We start from the raw sequence: 17,157 nt of genomic DNA, 5'->3' as shown, positions 1-17,157 counted from the left end.
GGGCTCTGACCCCTTCTGTGTGCTGCCTTGGCGTGTTACCAGTTCGGGTCTTCGGCCGGGGCGGCAGCGGGCTTGGGCTTCGGCTTGGCCGCCGGGCGCGCGGCGGCGGCCGGTGCAGCCGAGGCCGTTGCGCCGGCAGCGGCAGCGGCCGGCTTGCTGCCCAGCTTCTGGCGCAGTTCAATCTGGCCCGGACGGAAGCCGCCGCGCATGGCGTCGACGCCGTCTTCGATGGTGCCGTACGAGGTCTGTGCGGCCACGCGGTCGATGCGGATGGTGCAGCACGGGTGTTCGCTGCGGCCCAGCGAACGGCCGGTCTGCGGGTCCTTCAGTTCTTCGCCCAGGCGCACGGCCTGCCAGCGCTGGCCGGCCTGCACGGTGTCACCGCCCTGGCTCAGCACCACCTGGTCTCCGTCCACCGAAACCACCGACACCGGGAACAGCGTGGTGACGATGGTGGTGCCGATCTGGCCGGACAGCGATTCCATCATCGCCGCGGCCATGTTGCGGCCATTGACCACGCGCGGCAGGGTGCTCGGGCCAGTCGAGGCCAGCTGGTGGTCGAAGCTGTCGGACATCACCACCTGGCCGGTGGTGGCGTTGATCAGGCGCAGGGTAATGCGGCCGCCACCGGAGTACGAGGTCACCTGGCGGTCGGACATGCGCAGGTTGCGCACGCTGCGCGGGTACTCGAAGCGTTCGATGGTCGGGATCAGGATCAGGTCGGTAGCCAGCTGCTGGCCCACGCGTGCGGTGTCCTGCAGGCGCACGTTGCCACTGTTGATGTGGTCGATCTCGGCCTGCAGTTCGTCGCCGAATTCGCGGTCCAGCACGATGAAGCGCTGGGTCTGGGTCAGCGTGTCGGACAGCCGTGCGCGGATCGCATCGGCCACTTCGTCCGCGTCCACGCGGCCGTCGCCCACGGCATAGCTGCCGGCCTTGGTGCGCGGCAGTGCAACCACGATCTTCGGCTTGCCCTGCTCGTCCGGCGCGCGGTACTGGGCAATCTGTGCGCGCACGCGCACCTTCCAGTAGCTGCGCATGCGGCGATGGGTCACGTCGGAATCGAACGAACTGGCGCCACGCTTGGCATCGACGCTGACCTTCTCGTCGTAGCTTTCCCTGACGCTGGCCGAGGCCGAACCGCTCTTGGCCGAGGCTTCGCCGGAGGCACTGGCCGACGCCGAGCCCTTGAAGCTCCAGCCTTCGTCGCTGGCGCGCACGCGGGCGATGGTTTCCTCGTCCAGCTGCCGCACTTCATCCTGCGACAGGATTTCATAGCCCAGCACCGCGCCCTGCGAGCCGGCGATCATCTGCTGGGTGAACGCGTCGGCGCGGATATCGCCGACGTGTTCGTCATCCACATCCACATGCAGGCCTGCACGCAGGCTCTGCATCTGGCTGGCCACGCGTACGCCGTTGACCTGCGCCACCGCCGACTGCAATGCCGCCAGCACCGCCAGTTCCGGGGTGCTGCCGATGCCGTCGGCTTCGCGCGCGACCTGGGTGGTGCCGCCGAAATCCGGCGTGCCACGCAGGGGCGCTGCTTCCGCTGGCGCATTGCTGGCCAGTGCACTGGTTGCCTTGTCCTTGGCGGGCGCGGCGGCCGGGGTGTCCTGCTTGCCACAGGCTGCAAGCAGCGTGGCAGCCAGGCCCAGGCCGATCAAACGGTAGGTCATACGCATGGAGATTCGCCTCGGATCAGAGCGTGTCGAGCATCGAATCAGCGTTGGACGGCACCTTCACCTTGCTCTTCTTGGCGAAGGTCACGGCCGACTTGGTCGAACCGTACAGGCCCTGGATGAAGCCCGGCGATTCCTTGGCCACCCATGCACCTGCTGCCAGCTTGCGGCCGACGGTGGCCAGCTGGGTCGCGCCCAGGTTCTTCATGCCGGCGGTGAAGTTGCTGGCTTCGCCGCCCAGCTTCTGTGCTTCGGCCGCCGAGGACAGCAGCGAGACCAGGCCTTCGGCGTAGTGCTGCTTGGATTCAGCGTTCAGTTCCGGCTGTGCGGCCTGGCGCTCGTTGATCGCCGCCTGCGCAGCTTCACTGACCGACACCGACTTCTTCATCGCATCGACGCTGACCGAACCCGACGACAGCGCCTGGCGCTCGGCTTCCAGCAGCTGCACCTGCTCGGCCAGGCCGAAGGCGCGGGCAAACGAGGTCTGGGCCTGCAGCGAGTGCGACTGCGAGCTGACGAAACGACGCACCAGCGCTTCCTGCGCGGCTTCGTCCGGAGCGGCGGCGCTGGAGGCGCTGCTGCTGGAGGTGCCGGTAGCGGCGCCAGCCAGGTCCTTCAGCTTGCCCAGGCCCGCGTGGGCCGGCATCGACAGGGTGGCGGCAGCGATGGCCACGACAAGAGCGGTATTGCGGATCATATGAGTGTCCTTTGGGAGAGACGGCCGCGAAGCGGCACGTGGGAAATCGGTAACCCCGGGCGATGCCGAGCGAGCTCGGCACCCACCGGGGTGGCGGATCAACGAACTGCCTTGACGTTCAGTTCGTTGATCATCTGCTGGGCAGCCTTTTCAGCCGCCAGCTGCAGCGCGTTGGTACGGGCGACGGTTTCGTTCGGGCCGGTACCGGAGAACTGCACCGGGCCCACCGACGACACGGTGCGCGGGAAGCGACCGGTCACGTCCAGCACCTTGCCGGTAACCGTGACGAACACGCGGGTGTTGCCGCTGGCCGGGTCACGGTCGCGCATGCCGACGTCGAGGGTGCCGACGGCGATGTACGGGATGTTGGCCGCGCGGATGCCGTTGGCGGTATCACGCAGGGTGGCCGGGGCCAGGTCGTTGCCGGTGCTGAAGTCCTTGCGGATACGCTCGATGCTGAGCAGACCGCGCGATTCGCCTTCCACGTATTCGGCTTCAACCACTTCGTAGCCGGCGGCGCTGAAGGCACCGGTCATCGCGGTGTTCACTTCGGCGGCGTTGGCCACCTTCCAGCTGATGTTGTCGCTGCGCTGGGTGGTGCTGCCGCCGCTGGTGACCGACATCGAACCGTTCTGGTTGATGCTGCCGTTGGTGCTGACCGAGTTGCCGCGGAAGCTGTCGCCTTCACGGGTGTTCTCGCTGTAGCTGCTGCTGGCGTCGACGCGGCGGTATTCCTTGTCCTGGAACGACTGCACGGTGTCCTGCGAGCGCGCCATGAACAGGAAGGTCAGCAGCGAGCGCTGCGCGGCGGTGGCACCGGCCACGGCCGAGCCGGCATCCAGCTTGGTCTGCAGCAGTGTGGTGTTGATCTCGGCGCGGACGGTGACGGTGTAGGTCTTGGCCTTCTTGTCTTCGGTGTCCGACAGCTGCACGGCGCTGAGCACGTAGCGGTCGATCTCGCCGATGAACTCGGAGCGACGTGCTTCGAACAGGCGCAGCTTGGCCGCACCGGTCTCGGCGATGTACGCCTCCAGTGCATTGACCTTGGCCTTGTTCAGGGCCTGGGCGCGGGTGTCGGCACTCAGGCGCAGGCCGTAGCTGGCCGAACCGGTACCGCGTGAACTGGCGGTCTGTGCAGCGACCGGGGAGGCCACCACCAGGGCGATGAGGATGAGCAGGATGGTACGCATCAACGACATGACTTGATCAACTCCTGGAGGGCTTGGGTCTGCTGCTGCAACGGGCGGCCGCCCGGCTTCTGTTCGTCCAGCCAGCCGCGCGAATCGGCGCGCTTGGCGGCGGCGCCGGCGAAGGCGTCGAAGCCGGCCAGCAGGGTTTCGTAGCTGGCCGACCACTGGTCGACCTGCCACTGCGTGACCGGCACCACCTTGGTGGCACCCTTGCGCAGCGGCTGTTCGAAATAGACCTTGCCGGAGAACGGCTCGGTCACCTTGGCGGTGAAGAACGCGCCGAACAGCATCGTCTTCATCGCCGGCGTTTCTTCGATCACGCCGTTCTTCAGCGCATCCACCTGCAGGTTGATGACGTAGTCCGGCTCGGGAATCTTCAGCTGGTAGACCTTGCCGTCGGCAAAGCGCGCCGCCATCGCACCACCGATCGCCTGGCCCGAGGCCGGCGGCAGCAGGCCGACGCCGGTATTGGACGACAGCGTCTTGGACAGCTCATGGGCCAGCGTGGCGCGCAGCGGGGCTTCCCACTTCGGGTCGGGCAGCTTGGCGCGGACCGCGTCGGACAGGGTTACGCCACCGACCTGCAGGCGACGCACGGCGGCATCGGGCAGCCTGGCCTGGGCGAGGCTGGCAGCCAGCACCTGCGACAGGCTGGTATCGGCGCTGCCATACAGGAGATCGGCGACGATCGCGTCGATATCGTCGTTGTCCGGCCGGTAATCCTGCACGTCGATGCGCTGCAGGGTAAGCGGATAGGACGCGATCACCTGGCGCTCGCGGAAATCGAAGAACAGCGCCTGCAGCGCCACTTCCACCAGCACCTTGTACTGGTCACCGATCGGCTCGACCGAGACCAGTTCGCGGTCCAGTGCCGCGGCCAGCACTGTCGCACTGGTGGTGCCGTCGAGCATCGCCACCGGCTGGTCGATCAGTTCCAGATTGGCCGGCGGGCGACGCTTGAGCCCCTGCCCCAGGGTCTGGTTGAGCGGGATCAAGCCACGCTTTTCCAGCACGGCGTGCGCATGCGGTGTGGTCGCCTGCACGGCAGCGGCATCAGCGGTATAGGCAAAACCGGCCCAATAGGCCTGCTGTGATTTGTCTGCCGCCTGTACGGCCATCGGCCATACGGCCAGGCACAGGGCACAGGCAAGCAGGCGCGCAAAAGCGCGCGATGCGCTCTTCGTCCTTGAATACATCCAACCGCTCCTCGGTCAATACGCATGGAAAGTGGACGCTGACGCGTCCGCTGGGCGCGAAACATAACGGCTCGCGGGCCCGCCGACAAGTGCTGCCTTCGTCGAGGTCACTCCGTGGGAGGCAGGCCGGCCCGTTGCCGCAGCAGGCCCCGCTCTGCCTGGTTCTGGCTGAGTCTGGCGGCTTCCGCAAAAGCGTGACGTGCGTCCAGGTCGCGCCCCAGCGCCTGTAGTAACTCCCCGCGCACCACCTGCAGCGGCGCGTACTCACGCAGTCGCGCGTCCACCAGCAACGGCTGCAGCTGCGCCCACGCCGCGAAGGCACCGTCACTGCGCAGCACCGCCACGACCCGGTTCAATGCAACAACCGGCGAGGGCTGCACCTGCAGCAGCTGCGTATAGAGCGCTGCGATGCGCGGCCAGTCGGTATCCTCGGGGCGGCGCGCCGCTGCATGGCACGCTGCGATACGCGCCTGCAGTACATAGGGATCATCAGCGCCACCGGCGGCCAGCGCGCGCGCCAGCACCTGCTGCCCGCGTTCAATCTGCAGCCAGTCCCAGCGCGCGCGGTTCTGCTGGTCCAGCAGTACCGGCACGCCCTGCGCATCGGTCCGTGCCGCGGCACGCGAGGCCTGCAGCTCCATCAGCGCCAGCAGGCCCAGCACCGGCGGCACCGGCAGCCGGTGCGCCAGGATGCGCGCGAGCCGCAGCGCCTCCTCGCACAGTGCCGGGCGCATCCAGTCGTCACCGGCACTGGCCGCATAGCCTTCGTTGAACACCAGGTAGATCGCTTCCAGCACCGAACCAAGCCGCTCGGGCATCGCGTCAGCACGCGGGACCTCGTAGGGCACCTGCTTCTGCGCCAAGGTGCGCTTGGCGCGCACGATGCGCTGGGCGATGGTCGGCTCGGGCTGCAGGAAGGCGCGCGCGATCTCGACAGTGGTCAGGCCACCCAGCAGGCGCAGGGTCAATGCCACCCGTGCATCGGCCGGCAGCACCGGATGGCAGGCCACGAACATCAGCCGCAGCAGGTCGTCACCCAGATCATCTTCCAGCGCTTGACTGTCATCGGGCGCCGGCAGCGGCGCCGGATGCAGTTCCTCGCCCCACTGCGCATGCTGCTGCGCCACCCGCTGGTGCTGGCGCAGCACATCAATGGCACGGTTGCGCGCAGTGGTCATCAGCCAGGCTCCGGGGTTGTCCGGGATGCCCTGCTCCGGCCAGCGCTCCAGCGCGGCCAGCCAGGTGTCCTGGGCCAGCTCCTCGGCGCGGCCGACATCGCCCCCGAGCAGCCGCGCCAGGCGCGCGATCAACACCGGCGACTCCATCCGCCAGAGGGTTTCCAGACGCTGCGTCAGTGCGGGCTCGAGCATGCGCCGATCACAGCACGCACGCCCGGCCCGCACAAGCGCCGCAGCTCACGCTTCAACTATCGGCTTGAAGCCACCCCAGAACATGCGCTTGGTATCAAACGGCATGTCCTTCGGGCCCAGCGACGCCAGCCGCGGGTCCGCCATCACTTTCGCGTTGATACGGTCGCGCGCCGCGCGCGAACGGAACACGACGAAGGCGACGATCACCGTTTCGCCCGGTTTGGCCTTGACCGCACGTGGAAACGACGTGCTCTTTCCCGGTTCCACATCGTCAGCCACGCATTCCATGTACTGCAGCGCGCCATGGTCCTTCCACACCGCACCGGCCTTGCGGGCAAGGCGGCGGTAGGCCGCCACCTTGTCCTGGGGGCACGGCAGCACGTAAGCATCCACGTAAGCCATGAGGATTCTCCCTGCGGCGGCCGTCAGCCCGGCTCGCCGTCCATGTGTGCGATTTCCCAGAGATGGCCATCCAGATCCTGGAAGCCGCGCTGGTACATGAAGCCCAGGTCGCGCGGCGGCTGCGGTTCGCTGCCGCCGGCGGCCAGTGCCTTGTCCACCAACTCGTCAACTGCCTTGCGACTGGGTGCCGAGAGTGCGTTGATCACTTCCGTGTGGGTGTGCGCATCGGCAATCGGCTTGTTGGTGAACTGCTGGAAAAAAGGCTGGGTCAGCAGCATCACGTAGATGCTCTCGCTGATGACCATGCCTGCCGCGTCATCGTTGGTGTAAGTTGGATTGAAGCTGTAGCCCAGCGCGGTGAAGAAGGCCTTGGATTTCTCCAGGTCCTTCACCGGAAGATTGACGAAGATCATCTGCGGTTGCGGTGCACTCATCGGTGAAGCTCCTTGTGGATGAAAGAAAGAAGAATCAGGGCTGCTTCATGCAGTTGACCATCCACGGCTTGCCGTAGCGATCGATCAACATGCCCCAGCGGTGCGCCCAGAACGTTTCGGCGATCGGCATCTGCACCTGGCCACCTTCGGCCAGCGCCGCGAACACGCGTTCGGCTTCTTCGATGCTGTCGACGTCGACATTGATGGTGGTCGAACCACCCTCGCCACCGCCGGGACCGTCGGCCGCCATCACGATGGCGCTACCGATTTCCAGCTGGCTGTGCGCGACGTGGTCCAGGGTTTCCGGCGGCATCTCGTTGCAGCCCGGCGAGCCATCGGAGGGCGGCATGTCGCGGTATTTCATTTCCGAGGTGACCTGGCCACCGAGTGCCTTTGCATAGAACGCCATCGCCTCATGGGCCTGGCCGCTGAAGCCGAGGAAGGGAATCAATTTCATGGCAATACTCCGTCGTGGGTTTCAGGGGGGTAGCGCCGGTCCATGCCCGGCGGGGGAAATGAACCGGGTCAACCTTCCAACTGTGCACGCAGACGCTGTTCCTACTGCTGTAATTCGGGGGTGAAGGCTTCACCAAAGTCTTCGGCGGAGATCAGCGGGCGCAGCTCCAGCGTGCCGCCACTGTTGAACGGCGCGCGGCTGGCCCATTCAACGGCCTCGTCCAGCGAGCGCACGTCCCACAGCCAGAAGCCGGCGATCTGGTCGCTGGCGGGGCCAAACGGACCGGCCTCGATCTTGGGCGCGCCACTGCCGAAATGAATGCGACGTCCGCGCTGGGTGGCATGCAGGCCTTCACCGGCCAGCATGATGCCGGCGGCCACGAGCTGTTCGTTGAAGGCGCCCATTTCGGACAGTTCCTGTTCGCTGGGCATGCGGCCGGCTTCGGAGTCGGCGTTGGCCTTTACGATCACCATCACTTTCATTGCGGTCTCCCGTGGGAACGCGTGGTGCGTGCCCTTCACTGGGTACAACGAACCAGGGGGCTGGGAATCGACACGTTCTCTGAAAATTGTTTCTTCCGTGGAAAGCGCGCCTTCGGCGGGAGTCGGCGAACGGCGGAGCCCCTCCGTGGTGGGTGGGTTGGTCGCTGAAAGCTGGTTTCCTGTGGGTGGGCCGGGCGGGTGGGATTGGCGGGGACGCCGTAAACCCGTCCATGGGGGCTTAGCCGCGGCATCCATGCCGCGGATACCCCGCCAACCCCACCCGCCCGGCCCCAGACAGATTCCGGTGGCCGAACCACCACGGGAAGATCAAGAAAAAAGGCAGAAGCAACAGCAACAGCGGGTGGCTGGCGACCTCGGCTTTGCGAGCGGAGCGACCCGCTTTTGCTCTTGTTGTTGATCTCCCGTGGTGGGTCAGCCGCAGAGATCTGTCCAAGGCCGGGTGGGGAGGCAGGGCAGGGGCGTGAGCCGCATGGATGCGGCGACCGAGCTTACATGGACGTACTTGCAGCGCCCCCTGCCCTGCCTCCCCACCCGGCCAAATCCAAGAACCCGAGCTTTCAGCGCCCCCCCCCCACCACGGAGGGGCTCCGCCGTTCGCCGATCGCCCGCCGCAGGCGGCTTTTCGCACTGCAGCATGCCGGCAGGCAAACCTGCGCCATCATGGGCACCCCGCCCCCGCCAGGACCGTGCCATGCAGCAGTACCTGCTTCTGATCTACATCGAGCCTGCCCTGCTGCAGGCGCTGCCCACCGAAGAATTCAACGCGCTGATGCGCGACTGCCTCGCCCACGCCGACAAACTGCAGGCGGAAGGCACGCTGCTGGCCGCGCAGAAGCTGCAGCCGGTCGACACCGCGCAGACCCTGCGCGTGCGCGATGGCCACAGCCGCGTACTGGATGGCCCGTTCGCCGAAACCCGCGAACTGCTGGCCGGCTTCAACCTGATCGTCGCCCGCGACAGCGACGAAGCCATGCGCATCGCCCGCGATTTCCCGTGGGCACGCTTCGGCAGCATCGAGGTGCGGCCGCTGGAAGACATGGACGCCGAGCGCGAACGCTGCGGCGCCCCGGCTGCGGCTATGGCAGCAACCGTACTCTGATCTCGCGCGGGCCCACGCCTTCGTTGCCGCTGTAGTCGCGCACGCTGGCGCGCACGGTGTACTCGCCCGGAGGCAATGCCGCCGGCTGCCAGCGCCCGGTTTCCATCAGGCCGTCACGCACGGTGTTGGTGGCGAGGTAGCGGAAGCGGGTCACCGCACTGCCATGCACGGTGATGCCGCTGTCCGGTGCGTAGGCCACGCGCACCGCTTCGGTCTGCGGCGGCATGCGGTTGAACACGATGTTCCAGCGCGGCTGCTCATAACCCTGCAGCGGCTGCCCGGCAGCATCGAGGATCTGGTAGCCCACCTGGTACATGCCCAGCCGGCGCCGCGGCAGGTTGTTGTCGACCTGGTCCCAGGCCTCGACCACGATCTGCACGCCACGGCCCTGCCGCGCCAGCATCACCACGCCGTCGCTGCCCGCCGCCAGCGGCTGGTCGTTGTCGTCCAGCAGCGCCACATCGGTGATGCGCGGTGCGAAGTGGTCGGCGTAGTTATGGAAACCCAGCGCCACGGCGTTGGTTTCGAAGCCGCCGGTGCCCACCGCCAGGTGCACGTGCGCCTGGTTGTTGATGCTGCCCAGGCGATCGCCGACGTGGATGCGCGTGCCGCGACGCACGCGCATCCGCTCCAGCTTGCCCTGTTCGTCGTACAGCGCCTGCCAGCGCGCATCGAACGGCTGGTCGCGCGGTGTGCGGCCGACCCGCATGTGGATGTACTTGAGGCGGTCCACGGCCAGGCCCTCGGCCTGCCCACCCAGGCTCCACGCCGCTACCGGGCTGCTGATCTTGCCATCGGCGATCGCCAGCACGGTCTGGCCGACATCGCCGCGCACATCGAAACCGCCGTGCAGGTGGTGGCGGCTCTCGCCCTTGAAGTTGCCGCGCACCTCGCCCAGCGTGCCGACCACTTCATGCCAGCCGTCCTGGGGTGCCAATGGCCAGCGCCCACCGGTGTCCGGCAATGCTGCATCGGCAGCGGGCCCGACCAGCGCCGGTGCCGGCAGGTCACCCACCGGCAGCGGGCGCAGGCGGTGCAGGCGATAGCTGGCGGAATCGGCGACCAGCACGCTGCCATCGGCATCCATCGCCAACCCACTGGGGCGGGCCAGGCGTGGCAGGCGGCCGTTGCCCACCAGCGCGATCTGGTGGCCCTGCGGTGTTACCTGCACGATGCGGCCATCAAGGTCACCCACGTACAGCACGCCGTCGTGCGTGGTGGCCAGCGACAGCGGCCCATTGATCACGCCGCCATCGCCCAGCAGCGTGCTGACCATGCCGTCGGCACCGACCCGACGCACCGCGTTGTTGAACAGGTCGGCCACCAGCAGCGCGCCGTGCGCATCGAAGGCCAGCGCCACTGGTGTATCGAAGCGTGCATCGCCCGCCAGGCCATCGGCCAGCCCCGGGCGCTCGCCGCCGGCCAGGGTACGCACGTTGCCGTCGGTACCGATCACCCGGATGCGGTCGTTGAAGGTATCGGCCACATAGACCTGGCCCTGCGCGTCCACCGCGATGCCCATCGGCGCATCGAACCGCGCCTGCGCGGCAGAGCCATCGGCGTAGCCCTGTTCGCCACCGGCCAGCGTGGTCACCTGGCCATCGGTGCCGATACGGCGGATCGCGTGGTTGCCGGTGTCGGTCACATACAGGTTGCCCTGCGCGTCGGCGGCGATGCCCGACGGCGTATTGAAACTGGCCTGCAGTGCCGGGCCATCGATACGCCCCTCGCCCTGCCCGGCCACCGTTTCAACGCGGCCATCGGGAAGTCGACGACGGATCCGGTTGTTGTCACCGGCATCGGTGAAATAGACGCTGCCATCGGCACTGCGCAGCAACGCGTACGGATCGGCGAAACGCGCCTGCGCGGACGCGCCATCGCGGTCACCCGGGTGACCATCGCCGGCCAGCGGCTCGATCTGCGCGGTCCACGCCAGCGGCGTTGGAACCGGACCTGCCGGTTCAGCCGGCGTATGCAGCGGCGTCTCCCACCAGGTCGCGGCCAGTGCCACTACGGTCGCCAACGCTACGCCTGCCGCCATCCATTGCCACCGTGCCATCGTGCTGTGCTGCCTGCCTGCTGTCTGAAGAGGCACTGACAATAGACGCTGAACGCAGGATCCGCCAAGGCCAAACGTACTGCCGGATACCAGAGTTCCATGCGTCGCGCTTGTTCTCCCTGGCTACAGCGGGTTCAATGCTCTTCCCACGGATGGAGATCCTCCATGCCCCGCATCTTCCCCCTCGCCGCCCTGCTGGTGGCCGCACTGGCCAGCACGCCGGCCTCCGCCTCGATCTCGGTGGCACCACAGAAGCCGTCAGTCACCGCCGATGCGATGCACCAGGCCTATGCCACGCGATGGGATGAGGCGATCCAGCAGTCACGCAGTGGCAACACGCTGGGCGCACTCATCGCGATGGAACGGCTGATGGAAGATCCAATGCTGGATGACTTCGATGCTGAACATCGCGGCCGCGCCGCGCAGGTGGCCGGCTGGACCGCGATGGTGCAGAAGAAGCCGGACCAGGCTCGCCGCTATCTGCAGCGCGCGCAGGAGGCACTGCCGGACGATGCGCAGATCCTGCTGACCCTGGTCTCGGTGGAACTGTCCGAGAACCAACCGGCGCCTGCCACCAAGCACCTGGTGCAGGCGCTGAAGCATGCCGACGCGCCGTTGCCGGTGGACCACCACGCGATCAACTACCTGCAGTTCCGCCTGCGGGACCAGCCGCAGCAGCGCATGGAACTGCTGCAGGCACTGTTCGACAACGGCTGGAAGAGCGGCGGCCTGGAACCCACCGGACTGTGGCTGGCACTGGCCACGCTGCAGGCCGACAACGGCCGTGGCGAGGCCATCCCCGCGACCCTGGCCCGCATCTCCGCGCCCGCCGAAATCATCCGGCTGCGCAGTGACAAGCGCTTCGATCCCTATGTCGACCGCGCCAACCCGCGCTTTGATCCCGTGCAGGCTGCACAGAAGCACCTCGACGAACTGCGGGTTTCCGGCCTGCTCGACCGGGCGCTGGACGCGCGCATGGCCGAGTTCAGCAGCACGCTGCTGATGCTGGACCGCAACGAGGAAGTGCTGGCGCTGACCGATGGCATGGCCGCTGCGGCCGCCGAAGGCGAGGCGCCTTCGGCGGCAGAAGCCGAATGGGTGGCATGGCTGCTCAACAGCCGGCTCACGGCGCTGCGCCGGCTGGGTCGCAACGAGGATGCGCTGGCGGCAGCCAAGCTGGCCGCACGCATCGGTGCACTGGGCCCCGATGGTGCCGAGCACCAGTTCAACGTCGGCTTCGTGTTCAGTTCGCTGGGCCGCATGCAGGATGCCGCCACGGCAGTGAATGAGATGCCGGGCCTGGCCGGTTACGGCAAGGCAGCCCAGGCACTGCTGCAGTTCGTTGCCGCCCGTGAACGTGGCGATGCCAAAGCCGAACAGGCCGCGCGTGCAGCGATCCTGGCCCAGGGCGATGATGCGCGCCTGTTCCAGCGCGAAATGCTGCTGGACGAGGGCAATCTCGACGGCGCAGCTGCCGTGCTGATCGAACAGTTGCGCTCACCCATTGAACGCGGTGAAACGCTGGCCAGCCTGCAGGACATGCGCACCTATCCGTCGCTGCCCGGCGACGTGAAGATCGATGCGGCCTGGCGTGCGCTGAAGCAGCGCGCCGACGTGCAGGCCGAGGTTGCCCGCTTGGGCCGCATCGAACGCTACGAACTGGTCAGCACCTCCACCTCGCGCTGAGCAAGCTCCCATGTAGAACCACGTGCGTGCAGCACCACCCGCCTAGCGCGCCGGCACCTCGGTACGGATGCCCATCGCCTCGCGGTAGCGTGCGTACAGGGCCATCACCTTGTCCACGTAGGCCAGGGTTTCGGCATAGGGCGGCACGCCCTTGTAGCGGGTGACCGCGCCGATGCCGGCGTTGTAAGCGGCCGCTGCCAGCGGCCGATCACCGTTGTAGCGACGCAGCAACGCGCGCATGTAGCGGGCGCCGCCATCGATCGACTGCTGCGGCGAGAACGGATCATTCACCCCGTACTCCTGCGCGGTGTCCGGCATCAACTGCATCACGCCCTGTGCGCCTTTGCTGGACACCGCCAGCGCATCGAAGTTGCTTTCGGCATGGGCGATCGCGCGCAGCCACGCATCATCCACGCCGGTGGCCTTGGCGGCGGCCTTGAACTGTTTGGCATGCTGCGCCAGCTGCGGCTTGCCCACCTTGCCCAGGCCTTCGTGGGCAGGCTCACCCGGCGGCGTGGCCATGGTGAACTTCAGGAACACCCGCGAGCCGGGCAGGTTGCGGGTGGAGTAGACCAGCGCGCCATCCTGCTCGCGCTCGTACAGCACGCCGCTGAACACGCCCATGTTGCCCCACAGATTCGGGGTCTGGATGGCGTTGTCGTCGATTTCCTTCGGGGTGCAGCGTGAACCGGGTTCCGGCGCGGTGGCCAGGCTGACGGTGTTGCCCTGCACGCAGCGGTAGACGGTGCGCGCGGCGGCCAGCCCGGGCCACAGGCTGGGCAGCAGCAACAGCGCAAGCAGGAGAGGGCGACGGAACATGGCGGCCGGATCATCCGGCCGCGCCCGCTAATGCTGGGTGAATGGGGGCCAGCAGGGCTGCGCCCTGCACCCGTGGTAGTGCCGGCCGCTGGCCGGCAACCTCAACAGCAACGGCAACGGCCGATTTCCTGCGGGGGGTCGGATCCCGTTGCTGCGCAACGGTCTCTGACCCCACTCCAGAGAGATCTCTGGATCAATCGATGGAACGCAAATGCTGGATTACTTCGCGGTCCTCCGACGCACCCAGTACCCCACGCCCAACAGCACGAACCACACCGGGCTGGCGACCAGCGCCTGGCGGGTGTCGGCCTGCAGGCTCAGCAGCACCAGCACGGCGGCGAAGAACACCAGGCAGGCCCAGCACATGGCGACGCCGCCGGGCATCTTGAAGATCGAGGCGGCGTGGCGTTCCGGGTAGCGGCGGCGGTAGGCCATGTAGGCCACCAGGATCAGCGACCAGACGAAGATGAAGAGCACGGTGGCCAGCGTCGTCACCAGGGTGAAGGCGGTCACCAGGTTCGGGATCAGGTAGATCAGCAACGTGCCGCCGAGCAGGCACAGGCACGAGAACAGCAGGCCACGGGCGGGCACTGCGGCGCGTGACAACTTCGACAACCCGCGCGGTGCGTGGCCCTCTTCGGCCAGACCGTACAGCATGCGGCTGGTGGAGAAGATGCCGCTGTTGGCCGAGGACGTGGCCGAGGTCAGCACCACGAAGTTGATCAGGCTGGCCGCGGCGGGAATGCCGGCCAGCACGAACAGCTGCACGAACGGGCTCTTGTCCGGCACCACCTGGCGCCACGGGGTGACCGCCATGATCGCGATCAGCGCCAGCACGTAGAAGATGATGATGCGCACCGGGATCGAGTTGATCGCCTTGGGCAGGTTGCGCTCGGGGTCTGCGGTTTCAGCGGCGGTGGTCCCCACCAGCTCGATGCCGACGAAAGCGAACACCGCGATCTGGAAACCGGCGAAGAAGCCGACCAGGCCCATCGGGAACATGCCGCCGTCATTCCACAGGTTCGACAACGACGCGGTGTGGCCACTGGGCGAGGTGAAGCCCCACGCCACCAGCCCGGCGCCGGTGATGATCAGCGCACAGATCGCCACGATCTTGATCAGCGCGAACCAGAATTCCATCTCGCCGAACAGCTTCACCGTCACCAGGTTCAGTGCCAGCAACAGCAGCACGCAGGCCAGTGCCGGTATCCAGGCATCCAGCCCAGGGAACCAGAACTGCGCGTAGGCGGCAATCGCGATCACGTCGGCGATGGCGGTGACGATCCAGCAGAACCAGTACGTCCATCCACAGAAGAAGCCGGCCCAGGGACCGAGCAGATCGGTGGAGAAATCGATGAAGGATTTGTACTGCAGGTTGGACAGCAGCAGCTCGCCCATCGCGCGCATCACGAAGAACAGCATCGCGCCGATGATCAGGTAGACGAAGACGATGGACGGGCCGGCCAGGCTGATGGTCTTGCCCGAGCCCATGAACAGGCCGGTGCCGATGGCACCACCGATGGCGATCAACTGCAGGTGGCGGTTGGACAGGCTGCGGCGCAGGTGCTCGGGGGGCGTTGCGGGCTCGGTCATGGGCGTGCACTGGGGCGGGCGAAGCGTTCGACGTTAGTCCTCCCCGGCCCGGAGCGCCAGCGCTGGACGGCCCGATTACGTCAATCATGGTCGCTTTCATCACATTGTGACCGAATACCGGATTCGTCCCATTCCGCCCGGCCCGGCGTCATGCTCAGATAGCCGCACCTGCCCAAGGATCGGCCTGACCATGTGCCCTGCCCTGCCCGCCCCGCTGGAGCTCCGGCCTTGAGTCGGCTGCGCGTGATCATTGGTGGCACCGCGCTGGCGCTGCTGGCCGCGGCCGTGCCGATCGCGGTGATGGCCTATGCCACCTGGGACCGTGCAGTCAGCGTCGAGCAGCAGCGGCTGCGCGACATCGCCGGTCGCGCCCTGCGCCGCGCCGACCAGTCCTACCAGGAAGCGCTGGCGGCACTGCAGTCGGCCGAGGTCGGCGCCCACGACGCCTGCGGGCCCGACCATATCCGGCGCATGCAGACGCTGGTGATGACCTCGCCGTCGGTCGACCAGATGGGCTACTTCGAGGGTGGCAAGCTGCGCTGTACGTCGTGGGGGCCGTTCCTGTCCGACGTCAACCAGCCCAAGGCCGACCACGTCACCAGTGATGGCGCCGGCATCGCCGTGGATGTGCGCCCCGAGGCCAGCGGACGGCGCCAGGTCCTGTCGTTCCTGTACGGCAACTACGACGTGCTGGTCGATCCGCGCCGCTTCGTCGATGTCATCGCCGACCCGAACGTGCGCCTTGCCCTGGCCAGCCCCGATGGGCGTCTCCTGGCCAGGCAGGACGGCATGGATCCGGCATTGCTGGAGACCCTGCTGCGCGCCCCCGATGAAGGCCTGGACCACCACACCCTGTATGCCACCGCCCGCAACGAAGAGTGGTTGGCGATCGCGACCATGCCGCGTACCGCGCTTGCCGCGACCTTCCGCCAGCAGGCGTGGCTGTTCGTGCCGATCGGCGTTCTGCTGGCCGCTGCCGGTGCCGGTCTGGTGATCTGGCTGTCGCGTCGCCGCCTGTCCCTGCGCGGCGAGCTGGCCACAGCGATCCGCCGCCGCGAGCTGTACCTGCACTACCAGCCAATCATCGAGCTGGATACCGGCATCTGCGTCGGCGCCGAAGCGCTGGTGCGCTGGCAGCGCCCGGATGGCACCCAGGTGCGGCCGGACCTGTTCATTCCGCTGGCCGAAGAGGCCGGCATGATCGGCGCGGTCACCGATCTGGTGATCGAGAACGTAGTGCGCGACATGCGTGAACTGCTGGTGGCCGACCGCAGCGCGCACATCGCGATCAACCTGGCCGCCGAAGATATCAGCAGCGGCCGTGCGCTCAAGATGATCTCCAAGCACATGGCCGGCAGCGGCATCCTGCCGCAGCAGATCTGGATGGAGGCCACCGAGCGCGGCTTCCTGGATCTGGACCGCGCCCGCACGATGCTGGCGCAGGCGCGTCGGGCCGGGCACAGCGTGGCCATTGACGATTTCGGCGTCGGCTTCTCCAGCCTGCAGTACCTGGAACAGCTGCCACTGGACGCGTTGAAGATCGACAAATCATTCATCGATGCGATCGACACCGAGAGCGCCACCAGCCCGGTAACCCCGCACATCATCGACATGGCCAAGGAGCTGGGCCTGTGGGTGGTGGCCGAGGGCGTGGAGACCGAGGCACAGCTGGCGTATCTGCATACCCGGAAGGTCGAGTTCGCGCAGGGTTGGCTGTTCTCGCGGCCGCTGCCGCGGGATGAGTTCGTGGTGTTCCATCACAAGCGGCAGCAGCGCTATGGCGCGGCGCGGGAGCACATGCAGAATCCGCGCAGCGTGCCGATCGAGCGTGAGGGGATCGAGTAGGACGGCCAACGGCGGAGCCCCTCGTGGTGGGTCGCGTTCGGCGGAACCGTCGGGGTGGGCCGGGTGGGTGGGCTGCGCAGGGGGCGCTGCAAGTACGTCCATGTAAGCTCGGTCGCCGCATCCATGCG

The 17,157-nt window shown here is 67.3% G+C and carries 15 protein-coding genes; 3 read left to right on the top strand and 12 right to left on the bottom strand.

Translation table 11 applies throughout. From position 1 onward, the window contains the following. Nucleotides 1–35: 35 nt before the first annotated feature. The 9 genes from ACZK45_RS02105 to ACZK45_RS02065 form a co-directional block, all read right to left on the bottom strand. Nucleotides 36–1,682 carry a CsgG/HfaB family protein gene (locus ACZK45_RS02105; RefSeq protein WP_478445388.1) on the bottom strand — a complete coding sequence of 549 codons (1,647 nt, stop codon included), beginning with the start codon at nt 1,680–1,682 and terminating at the stop codon, nt 36–38. Nucleotides 1,683–1,698: 16 nt separating this feature from the next. Continuing rightward, nucleotides 1,699–2,376 (bottom strand): hypothetical protein, encoded by a 678-nt coding sequence (locus ACZK45_RS02100; RefSeq protein WP_049398327.1) that lies wholly within the window; start codon nt 2,374–2,376, stop codon nt 1,699–1,701. Nucleotides 2,377–2,474: 98 nt separating this feature from the next. Further along, a complete protein-coding gene (locus ACZK45_RS02095) occupies nt 2,475–3,575 on the bottom strand; it encodes a hypothetical protein (RefSeq protein WP_049398326.1) in 1,101 nt (366 codons plus the stop codon). Next, a complete protein-coding gene (locus ACZK45_RS02090; RefSeq protein WP_049398325.1) occupies nt 3,566–4,762 on the bottom strand; it encodes a hypothetical protein in 1,197 nt (398 codons plus the stop codon). Before ACZK45_RS02090 ends, ACZK45_RS02095 begins: the two co-directional genes overlap by 10 nt. A 107-nt stretch (nt 4,763–4,869) precedes the next feature. Next, nucleotides 4,870–6,132 (bottom strand): RNA polymerase sigma factor, encoded by a 1,263-nt coding sequence (locus ACZK45_RS02085; RefSeq protein WP_012509914.1) that lies wholly within the window; start codon nt 6,130–6,132, stop codon nt 4,870–4,872. A gap of 45 nt (nt 6,133–6,177) precedes the next feature. After that, entirely contained in the window at nt 6,178–6,534 is a 357-nt protein-coding gene (locus ACZK45_RS02080) for a DUF1428 domain-containing protein (RefSeq protein ID WP_032128771.1), read from the bottom strand. A gap of 23 nt (nt 6,535–6,557) precedes the next feature. Continuing rightward, nucleotides 6,558–6,968, bottom strand: coding sequence for a VOC family protein (locus tag ACZK45_RS02075; protein ID WP_478445387.1), 411 nt, complete (start codon nt 6,966–6,968; stop codon nt 6,558–6,560). Between the two features lie 34 nt (nt 6,969–7,002). Then, nucleotides 7,003–7,425, bottom strand: coding sequence for a VOC family protein (locus ACZK45_RS02070; protein WP_005407887.1), 423 nt, complete (start codon nt 7,423–7,425; stop codon nt 7,003–7,005). A 101-nt stretch (nt 7,426–7,526) separates the two neighbouring features. Continuing rightward, entirely contained in the window at nt 7,527–7,907 is a 381-nt protein-coding gene (locus ACZK45_RS02065) for a YciI family protein (protein ID WP_478445386.1), read from the bottom strand. 712 nt (nt 7,908–8,619) lie between these two features. On the opposite strand from ACZK45_RS02065, the gene ACZK45_RS02060 reads away from it, so the two are divergent. After that, nucleotides 8,620–9,027, top strand: coding sequence for a YciI family protein (locus tag ACZK45_RS02060; protein ID WP_478445385.1), 408 nt, complete (start codon nt 8,620–8,622; stop codon nt 9,025–9,027). Here the strand turns inward: ACZK45_RS02060 and ACZK45_RS02055 are convergent. After that, entirely contained in the window at nt 9,005–11,086 is a 2,082-nt protein-coding gene (locus ACZK45_RS02055) for a gluconolaconase (protein ID WP_478445384.1), read from the bottom strand. The two genes, ACZK45_RS02060 and ACZK45_RS02055, sit on opposite strands and share 23 nt — an antisense overlap. Before the next feature lie 165 nt (nt 11,087–11,251). Here ACZK45_RS02055 and ACZK45_RS02050 point away from each other — a divergent pair, with 165 nt between their 5' ends. Further along, nucleotides 11,252–12,772 carry a tetratricopeptide repeat protein gene (locus ACZK45_RS02050; protein ID WP_478445383.1) on the top strand — a complete coding sequence of 507 codons (1,521 nt, stop codon included), beginning with the start codon at nt 11,252–11,254 and terminating at the stop codon, nt 12,770–12,772. 42 nt (nt 12,773–12,814) lie between these two features. On the opposite strand, the gene ACZK45_RS02045 is transcribed toward ACZK45_RS02050, so the two are convergent. Further along, nucleotides 12,815–13,591, bottom strand: a complete 777-nt coding sequence (locus tag ACZK45_RS02045) for a lytic transglycosylase domain-containing protein (protein ID WP_125892404.1) — start codon at nt 13,589–13,591, stop codon at nt 12,815–12,817. A gap of 219 nt (nt 13,592–13,810) precedes the next feature. Next, nucleotides 13,811–15,184 (bottom strand): D-serine/D-alanine/glycine transporter, encoded by a 1,374-nt coding sequence (cycA, locus tag ACZK45_RS02040; protein ID WP_049399140.1) that lies wholly within the window; start codon nt 15,182–15,184, stop codon nt 13,811–13,813. A 228-nt stretch (nt 15,185–15,412) separates the two neighbouring features. On the opposite strand from cycA, the gene ACZK45_RS02035 reads away from it, so the two are divergent. Then, nucleotides 15,413–17,029, top strand: a complete 1,617-nt coding sequence (locus ACZK45_RS02035) for an EAL domain-containing protein (RefSeq protein WP_049399139.1) — start codon at nt 15,413–15,415, stop codon at nt 17,027–17,029. Nucleotides 17,030–17,157 lie beyond the last annotated feature (128 nt).

Source organism: Stenotrophomonas sp. 63632_Sma (genome assembly GCF_056482875.1).
Note: the sequence above shows the minus strand (reverse complement) of the source record. Positions and strands in the feature narration are given on the sequence as shown.

What these genes read in the sequence shown, in the direction of transcription:
- cycA (WP_049399140.1), bottom strand. Translation starts at nt 15,184, where the DNA reads ATGACCGAGCCCGCAACGCCCCCCGAGCACCTGCGCCGCAGCCTGTCC.
- ACZK45_RS02045 (WP_125892404.1), bottom strand. Translation starts at nt 13,591, where the DNA reads ATGTTCCGTCGCCCTCTCCTGCTTGCGCTGTTGCTGCTGCCCAGCCTG.
- ACZK45_RS02050 (WP_478445383.1), top strand. Translation starts at nt 11,252, where the DNA reads ATGCCCCGCATCTTCCCCCTCGCCGCCCTGCTGGTGGCCGCACTGGCC.
- ACZK45_RS02080 (WP_032128771.1), bottom strand. Translation starts at nt 6,534, where the DNA reads ATGGCTTACGTGGATGCTTACGTGCTGCCGTGCCCCCAGGACAAGGTG.
- ACZK45_RS02060 (WP_478445385.1), top strand. Translation starts at nt 8,620, where the DNA reads ATGCAGCAGTACCTGCTTCTGATCTACATCGAGCCTGCCCTGCTGCAG.
- ACZK45_RS02070 (WP_005407887.1), bottom strand. Translation starts at nt 7,425, where the DNA reads ATGAAATTGATTCCCTTCCTCGGCTTCAGCGGCCAGGCCCATGAGGCG.
- ACZK45_RS02095 (WP_049398326.1), bottom strand. Translation starts at nt 3,575, where the DNA reads ATGTCGTTGATGCGTACCATCCTGCTCATCCTCATCGCCCTGGTGGTG.
- ACZK45_RS02105 (WP_478445388.1), bottom strand. Translation starts at nt 1,682, where the DNA reads ATGCGTATGACCTACCGTTTGATCGGCCTGGGCCTGGCTGCCACGCTG.
- ACZK45_RS02085 (WP_012509914.1), bottom strand. Translation starts at nt 6,132, where the DNA reads ATGCTCGAGCCCGCACTGACGCAGCGTCTGGAAACCCTCTGGCGGATG.
- ACZK45_RS02100 (WP_049398327.1), bottom strand. Translation starts at nt 2,376, where the DNA reads ATGATCCGCAATACCGCTCTTGTCGTGGCCATCGCTGCCGCCACCCTG.
- ACZK45_RS02055 (WP_478445384.1), bottom strand. Translation starts at nt 11,086, where the DNA reads ATGGCACGGTGGCAATGGATGGCGGCAGGCGTAGCGTTGGCGACCGTA.
- ACZK45_RS02090 (WP_049398325.1), bottom strand. Translation starts at nt 4,762, where the DNA reads ATGTATTCAAGGACGAAGAGCGCATCGCGCGCTTTTGCGCGCCTGCTT.
- ACZK45_RS02075 (WP_478445387.1), bottom strand. Translation starts at nt 6,968, where the DNA reads ATGAGTGCACCGCAACCGCAGATGATCTTCGTCAATCTTCCGGTGAAG.
- ACZK45_RS02065 (WP_478445386.1), bottom strand. Translation starts at nt 7,907, where the DNA reads ATGAAAGTGATGGTGATCGTAAAGGCCAACGCCGACTCCGAAGCCGGC.